This window comes from Candidatus Zixiibacteriota bacterium (genome assembly GCA_018820315.1).
In the GTDB taxonomy this organism is placed as follows: domain Bacteria; phylum Zixibacteria; class MSB-5A5; order JAABVY01; family JAHJOQ01; genus JAHJOQ01.
Window position 1 is genome coordinate 1 of sequence record JAHJOQ010000148.1, and the last position, 15,791, is coordinate 15,791.

Consider the following 15,791-nt stretch of genomic DNA (forward strand, 5'->3'; position numbering starts at 1 on the left):
GGAGCTGGGCCATGTCGAAGCCCTCTGCGATGTATGGGACGTCGACGATCGAGAGGCGAATCTGCTGCTTGCTACATTGAACCGCCTTGAGGGTCAGGATGCTCCGATCAGACGCGCTCAACTTCTCCATGAACTGCTCGGTGAAATGAGCCTGAATGATCTCGCAGGTCTGCTGCCCGAATCTGATCGACAGATCGAGGAACTGCATGCGCTTCTGGAGTTCCCTGCTGATGAGGTAGCCATTCAGTTGGAGGAGCAGGCTGAAGAGGAGGAGAAGGTGCTGCCGCGTGTCATGACGTTTGTGGTGACTCCCGATCAGGAGCGACTCATAGAAGAAGCCGTAGAGTTGGCCAGTGACGGAACACCGGGCAGAGATCGCAAGGCACGAGGCCTCTCAAACCTTGCTCAACACTTCATAGAGGAACGAAATGGGAAAGAAGCACACCAGGATTCGTGAGGAAGCACGGCGGATGTTTCTCACTGGAGAAACAGACACCAATGCCGAGCTTGCCGGTCTGCTCCATGTCAAGCCACACACCATAGGCAAGTGGCGCAAGGAGGAAGACTGGGACGACTTGAGGATGAAGATCGATCGGCGGGCTGCAGAGATGTTTGTCGAGAAGATCGCCAACGACCGTGTTACGCTTAATGTTCGTCACTATCGAATGTGGGAGTTGCTTCTGGCTAACCTTGCTGAGTATTTGAAGTCAGCAAAGGTCACCGATATCAGGGAGCTGGAACGCATCGCAGGCATCCTGGAGCGATCACAGAAGGGACAACGCTTGGCTAAAGGTCTGTCTCAGACTGGAGATACCGAAGAAGCCATCCGCGCCCAGTCACAAGCTGAGATCAGGCGTGTGATCGACACTTTCATCGATGCGGTCAAGGAGTATGTCACGGATGAGAAGACCAGGGATAGTATCCGTCGCCACATTCTCGCAGCGCTACCTGAAGAAAAGGGTACCGGAATTGGCGGCTCCGGCAACGCGAGCAATTAGTGATCCGCTGGCGGAGTGGGCCGTGGAGCGTGTACGACTGGAAGGTCTCCCTTTCCGGTTTGAGGGACACGAGTACCTCCGGGCTATATATGACGACACCTCTCCATATGTGGTCCTGAGCAAGGCTGCACAGATCGGTGGCACAACATGGGCTATTCTCAGAAGTCTGCACGCATGTCTCACAGGACTCAATGTCGTCTACTTCTTTCCGACCAGAACCGATGTCCTCGACTTCTCAAAGACCAGAGTCAGTCCGCTGCTTGCAGACAATCCCTTCCTCTCTGAAATGATGACCGATACCGATACTGCGGGATTGAAGAGAATCGGAGATTCGTATCTGTACCTCCGAGGAATGCAATCGACTGTCGGCATGAAATCAGTCCCCGCTGACATGGTCGTCTTCGATGAGTTGGATGAAACCTCACCCGCGGCCAAGGCGATGGCCAAGGAACGTCTGGCTCATTCGGATTACAAGCGCATCATAGAACTATCGAATCCCTCTTTGCCAGAATATGGGATCGATGAGCAGTATCAGAAATCGGACCAAAGGCACTGGACTTTGCGTTGCCCGGCTTGTGGGCACTGGACGGCTCCGGTGAAAGAGTTCCCTGTGAGATTGGGTCAGGATGTTAAGATCATCCGACGACGAAGCGACGGTACCTACTTCCTTGCATGCACCAAGTGTGGCGGGGAACTCGATATAGCAGCTGGCGAGTGGGTTGCTGACTTCCCGGGACGGCCCATTCATGGATACCGTATCTCACAGCTCTTTTCTTCGAAGATCGATCCGGGCGAGATCATCACAGAGTACCAGACTACTCGGTATCCCGATAGATTCTACAACCTCAAGATCGGCATTCCCTGGGCTGATCTCGAGAGGCGTCTCGATATCATGTCTGTACTCAAGCTCTGCGGTGATTCTCCGATGTTTGAGCGCTGCGACCGAGGCAGTTGCGTTATGGGTGTTGATACCGGTAAGCAACTGCACGTGACTGTTCTGAGAGAAGACGGCATTGATCGCGAGAAGCGCCATCTGATTCATCTGGCTGTTTGTCATGACTTCTCGGATCTGGATGAGATCATGGAGAAGTTCCGCGTATGGCGATGCGTGATCGATGGGCTTCCTGAGACTCATGCAACACGAGACTTTGCACGCAGACATCGAGGGAAGGTCTTCCTCTGCTTCTTCAACGAGAGCCAGCGCGGAGTACCGAGGTGGGACAACGAATCCTTCACGGTCCAAATGAATCGCACCGAGGCGCTGGATGCCTCAAGAGCTGCTGTTCGAGAGAAGAAACTGACTCTGCCGCGTCATCAGCCGATCATCGAGGAGTTTGCGCGGCACATGGCCTCTGATGCGAAGATATTGGAGGAAAACGAGGAGACCGGCGTTAAGAAATACAAGTACGTCCGCACCGGTGAGGACCACTTCAGCTTGGCATTCACCTACGCGTGGCTCGCCGCATCCGATCACCGACTGAGGGCAGGCACATGGGGGCACTAGTGTTTATTCTGTCCTACGTGGTAAGAACCTTGAAACTGAGAAGTTCAGCGAAGAAAGACGAGATCAGCAATTCGAAACGATGAAGAAGGCGCAGACTAAAGTCCTGAATCTTCAATACTGGCACGATTTTATGAACTGTGTACGAATGGCAGGCTACCGAGGCGGCAAAATGATTTGTTCGCAAAATAACTTGCTGTTCTCTTACATGCTATATCTGATCCCTTTCTCTTCTCAGTTGATCTAAGAACAACATCTGTATCGAGCACAGCCTCCAGATCGACCCTATTGACATATTTCCCCGGCCCATCACATCTGACTTTGATAATCTTCCCCATTTTCACCTCATGTTTGATCAGAACTGACAGTCAAAGATAGCGGCGTGCGGCAGTAAAGTCAACCGATTCGCGAATTCCAAGTGCTTATGCTGCCGAGTCGATGCACCGATTCGGAAAGAATCGTCTACTTCTCTTCATCATCGAGTTTGCGCAATTCGCGCAGGATGCCCAGGGCGCTGTTGCCGGTCGCAAGTTCAGCTATCTTCTCGAGTCGCTCCTGATCGGCCTCGAACTTCTTCTGCAATCTCGCTTCATAAGCCTTCTGGAGCTTTTCGAGGAGGTGCTCCAGTTCGTATGGTTTCGGCAGGTAGTCGAACGCACCAAGCCGCGTGCATTCCACCGCAGAATCGAGCGAGCCGTGACCGGTGAGGATTATGACTTCGAGATACTTATGTTCTTTCTTGAGGATTTCCAGCACCTGCTTGCCGTTGAGGCCGGGCATCTTCAGATCGAGAAGAACCAGATCGAATCTCTCTTTGCGCGCGATTTCAAGTGCCTGCTCGCCATTAGTCGCCTTTGTTATTTCGAAATCTCGAAGTTCCAGTCGTTTCGCAATCGAATCGAGGAACTTCAGTTCATCATCCACTATGAGGAGCCTTATCTTGCCTAACATACGTACCTTCTTTCTATGATCATACCATCCTAGAATCCGATCCAACGCCAGTAACCGAGAAATGTCCAGAACCAGAGCACGGCAAATGACAATAGCAGAACAACGAATCCATGCTTAAAGAAATCAGACAGCGTCACCAATTGCTCACCAGTTTGCGGATCCTTTGCAAGCGCGAAAGCGATAGCATTATTGGGGGTGCCGATAACGAGCATGTGCGCAAAGGAGGACGCAAACGCCGTGGCGAATCCGATCATCCATGGATTTGTGCCGGATATTGTCGCCATCGGAATCGTAATCGGACCGATTGCCGAAACCGTGGCACCATCACTCATGAAGTTTGTCGTGATACCGGTGAATAAACTTGTTGCAATCGCGAGTCCCGTGCCGCTCCGCAGGAAGTCCGGCAGCAGGCTGACAAAGCTGTCCGCAAGATAGAGTGCGGCGCCGGTAACAGCCAGCCCCTGTCCCAAGGCGCATGCACTGGCATATAGCGCAACGACATCCCAGGGAATTCTGGCAACATCGCGCCAACGAAGGACTCGCAGTATGTTCAGCACGATAAGGCACAGGATAACCGGTCCGCCCATGCCAAGCTTATCACTGGCCGTAATCCACAGGATGATCAAGCCCACGAGAGCGAATGCTGTGATATACTCTTTCTGGTTCATCGGACCGATCTTCTTGGCTGCCTGTTTGACCACTGAGGAGACATCGAGATTGCCGACCTTCAGTTTCTTCCGGAAAATGAGGAAGAAGTAAGTCCCTATCACAAGAGCCATCACCGGCACGAAGGGCAGCCCATACTGCACCCATTCTCCGAATGACGGAGCCACACCATAATCGGTAAGAATTCCGAGCATGACCGCATTGCGCCCGCCGGCAGCAGGTGAACCGGGTCCGCCACAATTGGCAACAAAGCAGAGCGAAAGCACGAACATCACTGCCAGCGCCTTATCCTGTTTGGCTCCCGCAGCGCGCACACATGTGGCATACACCATCATGAATAGCGGCATTATGAAAGCGATTAGCGCATGCTCGGAGACAAATGAGCAGGCCATCCCGAACATTGGGAGAACCAGAAACAAAAGCAATTTCAGATTTTTCGCAGGCCCGAGCAGCAGAAGCCCAATCCTCCTGTCGAGTCCTGTCTTCGATATGGCGGTTGACATTGCCAATACGCCGAATATGAAAATCACGGCATCTTTGGAGTACGCTTTCGCGATATCGTCCGGTTTCATCACACCGAGGAAGTACATGAACGCCCCCACGAGCAGGGCGGTGATGCCGATCGGGATTGCACCGGTTGCCCAGAATAATGCCGCAACCAAGAGCGTGCCGAGCATGACTCTGGCCCGAAATGAGGCGCCGGACGGTGTCAGCGGTTCGCTGACCTTGACACCTTGACTGTCGACTCGTGTCGAGCCAAGTTTGCTGGTACGACCGTAGTACTCGGCGATATTCTCACCAACTTGCATCTTCGTATAGCCGGAATAGCCAAGTATAGGATCGCTTGTCTGACCTACCTTGGGCGATGATATCAATTGCATCATCCGGTCCGGTGCCGGTGCAAGAACGATTGCCGCAAACAGAACGATTCCAAGGATGATCACCCCGGGCCGCGAATTGTGCGATCCCTTCAGCCAGCCCCAGGTGGAACCTTTGGAACTCTGCGGTATTTCGTGCTTTGCCAGCACCTGGATCTTATCCTCGCGCGCTTCATCTATAGTCTGGATGAGCTTCTCGAATTCATAAGGCTTCTCCAGATACCGATAGGCATCGAGTCGACCGGTCTCCATCGCCGACTTAATGCTTCCGTGACCGGTCAGCATTATGACCTGAAGTTCCGGACGAAAACGCTTCAGCTCCATCAAAACTTCCTCACCGCTCATGCCCGGCATCTTGCGATCCAGTATGACAACATCAATATCTTTATCACTGCGAACAAGCTTCACAGCATCCTCACCGCTGCTAAGTTCGACAGTGTCGTAACCACGCAACTTGAGACGCTGTGACAGCGATGTCCGAAATTTCTCTTCGTCGTCTATCAACAGTAGTCTGGACATTGGCTCACTCCAATCAACTCTCGTTGATCTATTCCGAAAGGTTCTTCATGTTCTCGGCAACTTCCTGGCATAAGTCCGAAAGTCGTAGAAGTCCGATCACTTTGTTTCCGCTGGTAACCGGAATAGACAGACATTCCCATTGTATTATCTTCGATATCGCCTCGCCAAGAGTAGCATTCTCGTCTATGTTTTCACTGACGGGGTGCATGAAATCCTTGACGCGCTGTCTTGAAGCCCTCCTGCAGTAGTCGGACAGATTATTCTGAAAGAACCGATAGTGATCCATGACGGATGACATGAACTGCTCAGTCACTCCGGCGCTAGCCAACCTGCTTGTATCTTTCATGAAGTCACGTCGCGGCTCAAGAGCCTTGAGAAAGGCCAACTGACCAAGTTTCCCGACTATATTGCCTGCGGCATCGACAGCAAGCACCGCCCGAAGGGGTTGCCTCTTCCTGTCCCGGCGAGCCTGAGCCTCCTCAATCGCGACAATTGCATCCAGCAGAGTGGCTTCCTGTGACACCACCGCGCACATTTCCAAAGGGATCATTATATCTCTGACGGTTTTGGTTTTCATGAAAACCTCCTGCCTTCATCGTACGAGCATGCATTGTGCATTTGATACTCCTCTATAGATCAATGACCATTTGACTTTGAGTCTAATGGAATTACCGCAGTAAACTCGCTACCCTTGCCGGGTTCGCTCTCAACGGTGATCTTGCCTCCAAGATTGCGCACAATGCCGTAACTGACCGACAGACCGAGACCGGTCCCCTTGCCGACCGCTTTTGTAGTGAAGAACGGCATGAATATATTCTCCAATTGTGCAAGCGTCATCCCCTTGCCAGTGTCGGATATGGCAATCATCACATAGTTCCCGGCACGCTTCGTCTTGATTCTTATCGTTCCCGGATTGTCCTCCATCGCATCGATGGCATTGTTTAGAATGTTCAGAATCACTTGCTCCAATTGGTTGCCATCTGTCAGAAGCTCAGGAATATCCGTGGCGTAAGTTCGAACAATCTTGATGTTCGAGACACTCAGCTCATGACCAAGCAGCCCATCGACGACTTCGTCGATCAGCCGATGAACATTCTGATGCCGCAGCTCAATGTCAGTCTTGCGGACAAAGCCTAGAAGTTTGCGCGTGATATCACGACACCTGAAGACCGACTCCTGTATTGAATCCAGGTAGTGCTTCAGTTCCTCCGGTTTTACAGGCTCTCCCAAACTCGGATCCATGAGGTCTTTCATCAACCCGGCTTCTTCATTTATGGATGCCAGCGGGTTGTTGATCTCATGTGCTATGCCGGCAGCGAGTTCTCCCACGGATGCTAGCTTGGCCGCGTGACTGAGTTGAGCCCTACTGGAATCTGAGTCTCTTTGAAGTTCCACTCGTTTCCGTGAACGATTGACAATCACAAAGAAGCCGGCCAGCACAAGAACTGCGGCAACCGATATCACTCGAAATCGAAAACCGGACAGCAGGCCGCTCTGTTTGGCTGCAGATTGTTGAACAATCAGGACCCAATCGACTGTACGGAGCCACGAGTAACCATACACGGATAATGAACCATTGATCCGTGTCTGTTCGGCACCTTGTCGAGGATCCTGAGGCGGCAGAACCGGTGAGGCTTCCAACGGGCGGCCGACACTCGACGCGACCAACTGAAAGTCACCGAGATGATTGAGGATTGACGTTACAACTTCCTGCGCACCATTGAGGGAGCTTATGTATTCGTACAGCCTCTCGGGATCGAGAGTCGCTCTCAAGACAACCACACCAGAATAAGTCACCCTGCTCACCGCAATTGTAAAATGAGGTTTCTGACGAAAGCCGAGATAAATATCCGTGACTATTGTGCTGGATTCGCCCTTTGTCAGATCGGAATACCATTTCTCGCCACTGTAGCTTTTCTTTTCCAGTGACGGAAACGGACCCGAATATGCCACCTGCACACCTGATGAGTCGAAGAACCCGATATCAACGAAGGCTTCGCTTATCCTGCGCAACTCCGTCAGGTAATCTTGCATGTTTGAGGATGTGGGCGGAATCGGGAATTTGGGATTATCAATCACGTTGGATAAATTCACCCGGCGCTCGGTCATGAAAAGATCGAGAGTGTTCGCCTGACTCTCTGCAATTGCCCTGAGATGAAGCCTCTCGGTCTCTGAAATAAATGCGCCGTATTGAAGAACGAAGTACGCGGTCAGAAGTATTACCGGACTAAGATAGATTGCTGAGAGCCTCAGGATGGTCTTCCGCCTTAGATCGCGGTAGTAATCAGCCGATGTTCCCCATGTCAAATTCACGAATGGTTACAATTCTCCCTGATCCTATTGACAAATGAACATTACTACTTCCGAATTCTTCGTGCAAGTATATTCTCACGCGAAATAGCCTTTTCCTTGTGAATAATCATGATAATTGCATCCAAAATTGCCAATGAGACACACCTATCCGTTGAATCATAACAAAAAGCGGCGTATTACATAGAATAGCATCGCAATCGTTCAATCCGAGACAATATCTCAGCAAATTACTTCTTGTCTATCGCAACCTCTGCCATTTGAAACGTGATGTATCTGCTGTGCCTGACAACCTCCGCTCCAATCTTGATCAGTTTCACGAGGAGACTGCGAAGAGACCAGTGCTTGACTTTTCGGGGAAGAACCAGTCGTCGAAGAAAGTTTCCCAGATTATATGCCAGAACAAACAGCCAGAGCCTCACCTGATTCGAGACGAAATGCTTGCATGAGAGCCGTGTCCAGAATAACTCGTCGATGAGTGGTTTTGCCCATCGTTCTTTGAACCCACCTGCCATTGATATCTGACAGATTGTCGATGTCTTCCTTCTGGACCAGCATCTCGGTCTCGAAGCGTCCTATCGTATTAGCACTTGCCGCGTGATTGCCCTTGCCCTTTTTCCCCGTGATCGCTCGCATGACAGGATCAACCGATAGACGCTGTGCATCATTGACGTCCTCATATCCAGCAAGACGACTATAAATCCATTGGCGTAAAAGCGTGGGCATATCATGTTGGATATTTCATCCAGTCCGGACATCGTAGAAAACGGCAGAGACGGTGTCGAACAATCCAAGGGCGTCATCAAGGTCACGGTAAGCAAGGAGACCGCCGTCAGATGTCACCTTTGCACCGTGAAACTCGAGCTTAATACCTCCATCAAAACCCATCTTCATGCTTTCACCCTCTGAATGACCAATTCCTGTCCACCATAAACCAATGTTATTTCTTGTATAATAACATGTTATTGCAACTACGAAAAGTATTCTTCGGCTTTAATATGGGGAATGGGGGACTATATAAGGCACACTGATTCGCCCAACGAGAATTTCAATGCTGTCGCGCTATAGAAATGAGACGGAGCTGCGGCATCGAAATCGCCTCGAGACAGTGAGGCGGCAGTTGACACGGCAGAGATCAGGTGCCGCCAACAGTTCATAGTTCGGCGTGTGCCTGTGAAATCTGCATACTTCAGAAATTCTCAAAGCGAAGTGACAGTCCCTAATACCTGCCCCCACGGTGCCACCTGAGCGTGAGCCTCACCACAATCCGAGAACCCCGAGCACGTTTTCGATTGAAGAAGGGGCATTCGAGAACAATTGCTGAATACAAGCCTTTGGCAAGCGGCTCCAGAAATGCAGAGGAACTTGATCATGAGGGTCCCGTAGGTTTCAGTTTCCGCCACAGAGTCGACAGACCGATTCCGAGTATCTTGGCTGCTTTGGTTCGATTCCCTCCGGTCAACCGCAGCACCTCTCTGATGTGATCCAGTTCCACCTCCTCCAGTGTTCTCAGCGATTTGGCAATGTCCGACCCCGTGTATAATTCAGGCGATACCATTCTCGGAGGAAGATTCTTCACTCGTATGATCCCATCCTCGCTTAGCACCGCCGCGCGCTCGATTGCGTTTCTCAGCTCCCGAACATTGCCGGGCCAAAGATACGACTGGAAGTAATCGAGGCATTCAGGCGCAATAGTCAGGTGCGGAAGATTCAATGCTCTTGAGAACTCTCTGACAAAGTGCGACGTGAGAAGCAGAATATCATCCGGGCGGTTACGCAATGGTGGTACCTCGATTTCGATGACCCGGAGCCTGTAAAGAAGATCCTCTCTGAACTTGTGCTGCGCGACAGAATCATCCAGATTGCGATTTGTCGCCGCGATTATGCGCGTGTCCACCTTTCGGGGGATGTTCTCTCCGATCCGGAGTATCTCCCTTTCCTGAAGAACACGCAGTAGCTTGACCTGAGTCGCGAGACTTATATCTCCTATTTCGTCAAGGAGAATGGTGCCTCTCGCGGCCTGCTCGAACAGTCCGGTTCTATCTCGAATCGCGCCGGTAAACGAACCTGCCTTGTGCCCGAACAACTCGCTTTCGAGCAGAGTCTCAGGGAGGGCACCGCAGTTGACAGCCATCATTGGATACCGTGCCCTGGCGGATTCCCGGTGGATGAATCGCGCCACCACTTCCTTTCCCACGCCCGTTTCTCCCGAAATGAGAACCGACGAGTTGAACCTCGCCGCGCGGCGTGCGATATTGAGTGTGTTCCTGAACGCCTTGCTTCGGGCGACTTCGAACAATGGCTCGGAGTCGAAATGACGGTTATCGGATGAAGCACTGTCGGGCATTATGCATCCTTCGTTTGAGTATGTCAGAATGACATAACAGCATTTCATTATAGCAAGATATTTTCTCATGTCAAGATATTTCACAAAACATAAGCACTTGCAATACAACATATTACAAGTATCTATGTCAGATGGGCATTCGGATTGCTTTTTGTCATGCAAAATGCCAGGATTCCTGGGAAGGAATGAACCGACAAAGGCGTGTGGAGTAATGGCATGAGCGGAGGACAGAACTCAAAGGCACTTAACGTCACGAAGAGACTCCGTTGGAGAATTGTACTCGCACTCCTGACAGCCGCGCTCTTGCCACTTTTTTTGGCTGGCTTTGGATCATGGGTTGTCTTCAGGGGAATGCTTGAACAGAAATCATCCGAGTTGATGATGAGTGTAGTCGAGAGCCACGCCAAAGCAATCGAATCACACCTTGCCGAGCAACTCCACCTTCTGGAGCTTGCCGCAAGCTCTTTCGATCTTAAGGAGATTGCATCGTCCGATAGACTCTCAAAACTGCTGATCGATCTGAATCAGTCCAGCAGCACCGGTTTTGTTGACCTGGGAATCATTGATGACAATGGCAATCACGCAGCCTACGTCGGCCCCTACGATTTGCGTGATCGTAATTATGCCGAAGCTGAGTGGTTCCGTGAGGTCATGGAATCCGGTACCCACATCAGCGATGTGTTCCTCGGATACCGCAAGGTGCCACACTGCATAATTGCTGTTAAAGCGCCATCGAAAGACAAACCGTGGCTGCTCCGTGCAACTATCAACAGTGAACAATTCGACAGGCTTGTGGAGACGGAGGTACTTGGAGAAGGTAGTTATGCCTACATCGTGAACGGTGAGGGCTCTTATCAAACGACGCCCCTCGTCGGATCGTTGCTTGACTCGAAGCTGGAACCGATGATTGGTTACCACAGAGGCGTGCGGCAGAGCCGCATCGATGTGGACGGAGTCGAGAAGATCAGGGCGACGGCATGGATAAACGGTGGTCGCTGGATGCTCGGGGTTGAGCAGGATGTTAAAGCAATTCAGGCGCCTGTTGACAAGGCGATTGCATATGGAGCACTGGTCGTTGCATTCGCGGTACTCCTGCTTGTGCTGACCACCTTCTTTGCCACATGGCATCTGACCGGCCAGATCAACAAAGCGACAGCCGAGAGAGATGAGATGTCGCTGGCTTTCCTGCGCTCGGCGAAACTTGCATCGATAGGCGAATTGGCAACCGGACTGGCTCACGAGATCAACAATCCGCTGGCGATCATAAGCGCAGAACATACCAACATCTCGGATCTGATTCAACTCTCGGATAACAGCCCAACCTGGCGTGACGAGATTCGCGATTCGGTCAAGCGATGCAAAGAGCAGGTGCGGCGGTGTGCCGGCATCACATCCAAAATGCTGCAGTTTGGAAGAAAGAGTGACTCTGCTGTAGAGCCGACAGATATCGTCCCAAGGCTTTCCGAGATAGTCGATCTGCTAAATCGTCATGCAAGTGTCCGTAACGTTCAGATCGATTGCACTATCAGCGGTGATATCCCGCGCGTGCTTGCCGACCCGATAGAGCTGGAACAGGTTCTGATCAATCTCATAAACAACGCTATCGATGCTATGCCCGCTGGCGGTAAAATCACAATCAGTGCACATCGCCAGGATGAATATGTGCAGCTCGATGTCTCCGACAATGGTGTGGGCATAGCTTCCCAGGATCTCGATCGCGTTTTTGAACCATTCTATACAACCAAGCCGCCAGGGAAGGGAACAGGACTTGGGTTGTCAGTATGTTACGGGATTGTTCAGTCGTGGGGTGGCCGCATCAGAGCCGACAGCAGAGTCGGTGAAGGAACGACGATACACATACTTCTGCCGTTTCATTCGTCAAAGAACGGCTAGGAGAATGAGAGGGTGACTATGAACGACAGGATGAAGAAGATCAGACTCCTGATGGTGGACGACGAGGAGGAGTTCCTGGTATCATCATCCCAAGCGCTTAGCCGAAGGGGATTCGATGTTGAGGTGGCCCCCAACGGGATCACTGCACTGGAGAAAGTAGATCAGCAGGGGTACGATGCCATAGTTCTGGATGTCAAAATGCCTGACATAGACGGTATACAGCTATTTAAGGAGATGCGTCAGAGATTGCCCGGTGTACCCATACTGCTCCTTACTGGATATGGCTCCATTTCGGATGCATTTCACACATCAAAGAATGGCGTAGCTGACTATCTGTTCAAGCCGATTGAGATGGATGACCTGGCGAACAGTATCCGCAGTGCGGTGGAGAAGGCGAGAACTCAGAAAGTGCTTGGCAATGAACGAAAAACGGAATCAGACCTTACCGTTCCGGTTCGAGTGATGCTGGTTGACGACGAGGTTCAGTTCCTGGACTCGATGATGAAGGTCCTATTGCGGCGGAACATGGATGTAACGACCGCTGATGACGGTGAAAGGGCTCTGGCGCTGCTGAAGGAGAAGCTTGTGGATGTGGTGGTACTTGATCTTAAGATGCCCGGGATGGATGGGGTCGAGGTTTTGAGACGTATCAAAAGTGAATCCCCAAGTGTGGAAGTGATTGTTCTGACGGGTCACCCTTCTGTGGAAACGGCACTGGAGGTTGTCAATCTCGGTGCAAACGAATATCTGAAGAAGCCGCCGGATATCGAAGAACTGGTGAGCACAATTCGGAGATTGCACGAGGACCGTCAAAATGCAGTCAGGCGGCGTCAGCAGGAACTTATTGATGAGATTCGAAGAAGATATCCGGACTAGAGAGCATCGTGAGCAGACGAGATTCACTTGGTCGGAAATCGAGACCGGTGTCACGAACGGAGAATGATGATGGCAGACAAAACAGCAGCAAGGGCTTCCTCATATGATAGGTACGTCGACTTCAGACGATTCGGCATCGTGATCGCGCTCTTTGTTATCATACTGATGCTGCCGATACCATCGAGTATGCTTGATGTAGCCGTCGAATACCAGATGGGGAAGACCTATGTCCTGGACTTCTATTCACAGGAGCTATTCGGGAAGTCCTTCAGTGAGACGGAGCAATGGCAGATGTTGACCGCCCAGGCCCTTGAAGCGTGTATGATGCAGGGTGCGAGTTCCAAAGCGACCGTGTTGAAGCGAAAGACTCGAGACTTGCAGAAAATGGGTATCCAGGTTCAAGCTGAACACTTGGAGAAATATCGCACATTCATAGAGAGCATGGATGATGAAGATGTCAAGGGGTTGCTGTTGCGCGGGCGGGAGCTGCGGCAAGAAAAGCTGTCATACAACATGCTCACCCCCGAACAGCAGCAGCAGGTTGACAGGAGGGCAAAGCAGCTTAAAGTCTGCATCGCACTCGTGGCCTTTGTTGTAATTTGTTTTGTGACTGAGGCGATCCCGCTTCCAGGTGTGGCATTTTGCATTGGTCTTATACTTGTTATGTCAGGCATAGTCTCGCGAGAAGAAGTAGCTCAGTTATTCTGGTCAGACGCCTGCTGGTTCATAATGGGAAGTCTCATGTTTGCTGCGGCTTTTGTTAAGACGGGAGTTGATAAACGGATCTGTCTTCTGATCTTCCGATCATTGGCAAAGCCGAGCGTCAAATGGGTGACTGCGATTATGATTTTGGTCATCTCTCCGGCGGCATCGTTTATATCCGACCACGCTCTGGCTGCAATTTTCCTACCGATAGGAATCATCCTGTACAATAACAGCCTCTCCAGAAATGTACCCGAAGACAAAGAGCTGGCAAAGATGCTCATGATAACAATTGCAATGGCATGCAACATCGGAGGATTCGGTTCACCTTCGGGTGGTGCGCGAAATGTGATTATCATGACCTACATGGAAGATATGTTTGGTTTGTCGATCGGTTACGGGCAATGGATACTCTATGGTGCACCGTTCGTAATTATCATGATGCCCTTGCTATGGCTGACTATAAATTACAGATTCAAACCTCAGATCCATAGTCTGCAGCCTGCATTAGCCTCACTCAAATCGGATATCGACAGAATGGGCGGATGGAACCGAAAGCAAATCCTGGCAATAGCGATATTCCTCATAATGTTCATTGGGTGGGTGACAGAGAGCGGGCTGATTCTGCGACTGACCGGTATACGACTCGGAATAGGTGTAATCGCTGTTGCAGGAGCCATGGCTTATCTTCTGACCGGAGTCGTGAACTGGCGAGATTACCAGGAGAAAGTCGACTGGGGGGTTGTGTGGTTGTATGCCGGAGCGATCATCTTTGGTCGGGTGCTTGATTCGTCAGGAGCGGCATACTGGATAGCTCGTTCGATTGTCGAGTGGCTGGCCTCAATCGGTCTCAAGACGGGTACAGTGTTGCTCGGTGCCGGAGCTGCAGTTACGGCCGGTATGACAAACTTGATGGCCGACGGCCCGGCTGCGGCAGCCGTAGGACCGATTACGCTTAATATGGCCGCCGCTGCTCAGCCGGGAACGACTCTCGTCCCATTTATGGGACTCGTGACCGCAGCGGCATCGTCATTTGCGTATCTTCTGATAATAGGCACTCCGCCCAATGCAATCGTATATTCGAGCGGCTTACTTTCGGCGAGAGACTTCCTGCGGGTCGGAATTATCTGTGTCGCGATATCATTTGCGGTTTTGCTGCTGCTCAGTATGTTTTATTGGCCACTAATCGGATTTGCTGGTTTGCCATCTGCTTAGAACTTAGCGAGGATACACTTATGATTGAAGAGAGAAAGCACTTAAACCTACTCCTCGTAGATGACGAGGAGGATTTCAGACGAGTTACATCCTCCGTCCTCGGCAGGCGCGGTTTCGAGGTGACGGAAGCAGCTAACGGGGATGATGCTCTCGATGCTGTCCGAGACGAGCACTTCGATATTGTCCTATTGGATCTTAAAATGCCCGGCAAGAGCGGCATCGAGACTCTCAAAGAACTCAGGAAGATTAAACCGAATCTGCCGGTGATCATCCTCACCGGACACGGTGACTTCGAGGCCGCTGTAACTACAATAAAACTGGATATCGTCGACTTCCTGCAGAAGCCGGTGGACATCGATCTCTTGGCAAATCGTATTCACGATCTGATTAGGCTGGGGATAGAAAGCGGACCTCTGCGAGAGCAAACAATATCGGAGTTGATGGTTCCGCCATCCGTATATCCACGAATCAACGTCGATGAGCCGCTTGAGAATGTGCTGAGTGCTCTCAAGAAGTCATTCACTCCTCCAGAGCCGCATGTTGCTCAACCGGGCGAAATTAGATCGGCTCTCGTGTATGATTCGAACGACAAGTTCCTTGGGATTATCCGTTTCAATGATCTTCTCAAATTGCTGCTCCCGCCCTATCTCGGAGATTCGCCGTACGCGACGTATTTCACCGGCATGTTTCTCGCACAGTGCAAGGTGCTGGGCAGCAGAAGAATCGAAGAGTTGGTAGGTGATCCAATTGTTGTCGAAGCGGATGCGCCGATTATGGAAGCTATTCACCTGATGGTTGACAATCGCTTGATCAATCTGCCGGTAGTCAAATCGGGGCAACTTGTGGGAATATTGAGAGGGCGCGATGTAGTGCTCGAAGTTGCGCGCAGCATGGGATCGATGAGATAATAACCTCGGAGCACTTACGGGAGAGTC

Annotated in this window: 13 protein-coding genes and 1 pseudogene; 7 read left to right on the forward strand and 7 right to left on the reverse strand. The window is 51.2% G+C overall.

Annotated elements, in window-relative coordinates; all coding sequences use genetic code 11:
- From KKH67_14415 to KKH67_14425, 3 genes are all read left to right on the forward strand, one after another.
- Positions 1-457 (forward strand): hypothetical protein (locus KKH67_14415; GenBank protein ID MBU1320375.1); only part of this gene is annotated, 457 nt, incomplete at its 5' end.
- A complete protein-coding gene (locus tag KKH67_14420; protein MBU1320376.1) occupies positions 429-998 on the forward strand; it encodes a hypothetical protein in 570 nt (189 codons plus the stop codon). The genes KKH67_14415 and KKH67_14420, both read left to right, overlap by 29 nt.
- Positions 901-2,502 (forward strand): phage terminase large subunit family protein, encoded by a 1,602-nt coding sequence (locus KKH67_14425; protein MBU1320377.1) that lies wholly within the window; start codon positions 901-903, stop codon positions 2,500-2,502. The genes KKH67_14420 and KKH67_14425 overlap by 98 nt, the downstream gene beginning before the upstream one ends.
- Positions 2,503-2,630: 128 nt before the next feature.
- Here the strand turns inward: KKH67_14425 and KKH67_14430 are convergent, their stop codons facing one another.
- The 7 genes and pseudogenes from KKH67_14430 to KKH67_14460 form a co-directional block, all read right to left on the reverse strand.
- Positions 2,631-2,837, reverse strand: a complete 207-nt coding sequence (locus KKH67_14430) for a hypothetical protein (GenBank protein MBU1320378.1) — start codon at positions 2,835-2,837, stop codon at positions 2,631-2,633.
- Positions 2,838-2,961: 124 nt separating this feature from the next.
- On the reverse strand, positions 2,962-3,450 hold the full coding sequence (locus tag KKH67_14435) for a response regulator (GenBank protein MBU1320379.1): 489 nt from the start codon (positions 3,448-3,450) through the stop codon (positions 2,962-2,964).
- A gap of 29 nt (positions 3,451-3,479) precedes the next feature.
- Positions 3,480-5,513 (reverse strand): anion permease, encoded by a 2,034-nt coding sequence (locus KKH67_14440; protein ID MBU1320380.1) that lies wholly within the window; start codon positions 5,511-5,513, stop codon positions 3,480-3,482.
- 28 nt (positions 5,514-5,541) lie between these two features.
- Positions 5,542-6,090 (reverse strand): CBS domain-containing protein, encoded by a 549-nt coding sequence (locus KKH67_14445; protein MBU1320381.1) that lies wholly within the window; start codon positions 6,088-6,090, stop codon positions 5,542-5,544.
- Positions 6,091-6,149: 59 nt separating this feature from the next.
- Complete coding sequence (locus KKH67_14450) at positions 6,150-7,826, reverse strand: ATP-binding protein (protein MBU1320382.1); 1,677 nt, start codon at positions 7,824-7,826, stop codon at positions 6,150-6,152.
- A 227-nt stretch (positions 7,827-8,053) separates the two neighbouring features.
- A pseudogene (locus KKH67_14455) lies at positions 8,054-8,717 on the reverse strand (transposase).
- 475 nt (positions 8,718-9,192) lie between these two features.
- The gene (locus KKH67_14460; GenBank protein ID MBU1320383.1) at positions 9,193-10,170 is read right to left on the reverse strand and encodes a sigma 54-interacting transcriptional regulator; all 978 of its coding nucleotides are present in this window, start codon (positions 10,168-10,170) and stop codon (positions 9,193-9,195) included.
- A 216-nt stretch (positions 10,171-10,386) separates the two neighbouring features.
- On the opposite strand from KKH67_14460, the gene KKH67_14465 reads away from it, so the two are divergent.
- From KKH67_14465 to KKH67_14480, 4 genes are all read left to right on the forward strand, one after another.
- Positions 10,387-12,063 (forward strand): ATP-binding protein, encoded by a 1,677-nt coding sequence (locus tag KKH67_14465; protein MBU1320384.1) that lies wholly within the window; start codon positions 10,387-10,389, stop codon positions 12,061-12,063.
- A gap of 18 nt (positions 12,064-12,081) precedes the next feature.
- Positions 12,082-12,939: a response regulator gene (locus KKH67_14470; protein MBU1320385.1), complete on the forward strand. Its 858-nt coding sequence runs from the start codon at positions 12,082-12,084 to the stop codon at positions 12,937-12,939.
- 66 nt (positions 12,940-13,005) lie between these two features.
- Positions 13,006-14,856: a DASS family sodium-coupled anion symporter gene (locus KKH67_14475; GenBank protein MBU1320386.1), complete on the forward strand. Its 1,851-nt coding sequence runs from the start codon at positions 13,006-13,008 to the stop codon at positions 14,854-14,856.
- A 20-nt stretch (positions 14,857-14,876) separates the two neighbouring features.
- Positions 14,877-15,764 (forward strand): response regulator, encoded by an 888-nt coding sequence (locus KKH67_14480; protein MBU1320387.1) that lies wholly within the window; start codon positions 14,877-14,879, stop codon positions 15,762-15,764.
- The last annotated feature ends 27 nt before the right edge of the window (positions 15,765-15,791 follow it).

Coding starts and splice junctions, on each gene's coding strand:
- KKH67_14420 (MBU1320376.1), top strand. CDS start 429: ATGGGAAAGAAGCACACCAGGATTCGTGAGGAAGCACGGCGGATGTTT.
- KKH67_14425 (MBU1320377.1), top strand. CDS start 901: ATGAGAAGACCAGGGATAGTATCCGTCGCCACATTCTCGCAGCGCTAC.
- KKH67_14430 (MBU1320378.1), bottom strand. CDS start 2,837: ATGGGGAAGATTATCAAAGTCAGATGTGATGGGCCGGGGAAATATGTC.
- KKH67_14435 (MBU1320379.1), bottom strand. CDS start 3,450: ATGTTAGGCAAGATAAGGCTCCTCATAGTGGATGATGAACTGAAGTTC.
- KKH67_14440 (MBU1320380.1), bottom strand. CDS start 5,513: ATGTCCAGACTACTGTTGATAGACGACGAAGAGAAATTTCGGACATCG.
- KKH67_14445 (MBU1320381.1), bottom strand. CDS start 6,090: ATGAAAACCAAAACCGTCAGAGATATAATGATCCCTTTGGAAATGTGC.
- KKH67_14460 (MBU1320383.1), bottom strand. CDS start 10,170: ATGCCCGACAGTGCTTCATCCGATAACCGTCATTTCGACTCCGAGCCA.
- KKH67_14465 (MBU1320384.1), top strand. CDS start 10,387: ATGAGCGGAGGACAGAACTCAAAGGCACTTAACGTCACGAAGAGACTC.
- KKH67_14470 (MBU1320385.1), top strand. CDS start 12,082: ATGAACGACAGGATGAAGAAGATCAGACTCCTGATGGTGGACGACGAG.
- KKH67_14475 (MBU1320386.1), top strand. CDS start 13,006: ATGATGGCAGACAAAACAGCAGCAAGGGCTTCCTCATATGATAGGTAC.
- KKH67_14480 (MBU1320387.1), top strand. CDS start 14,877: ATGATTGAAGAGAGAAAGCACTTAAACCTACTCCTCGTAGATGACGAG.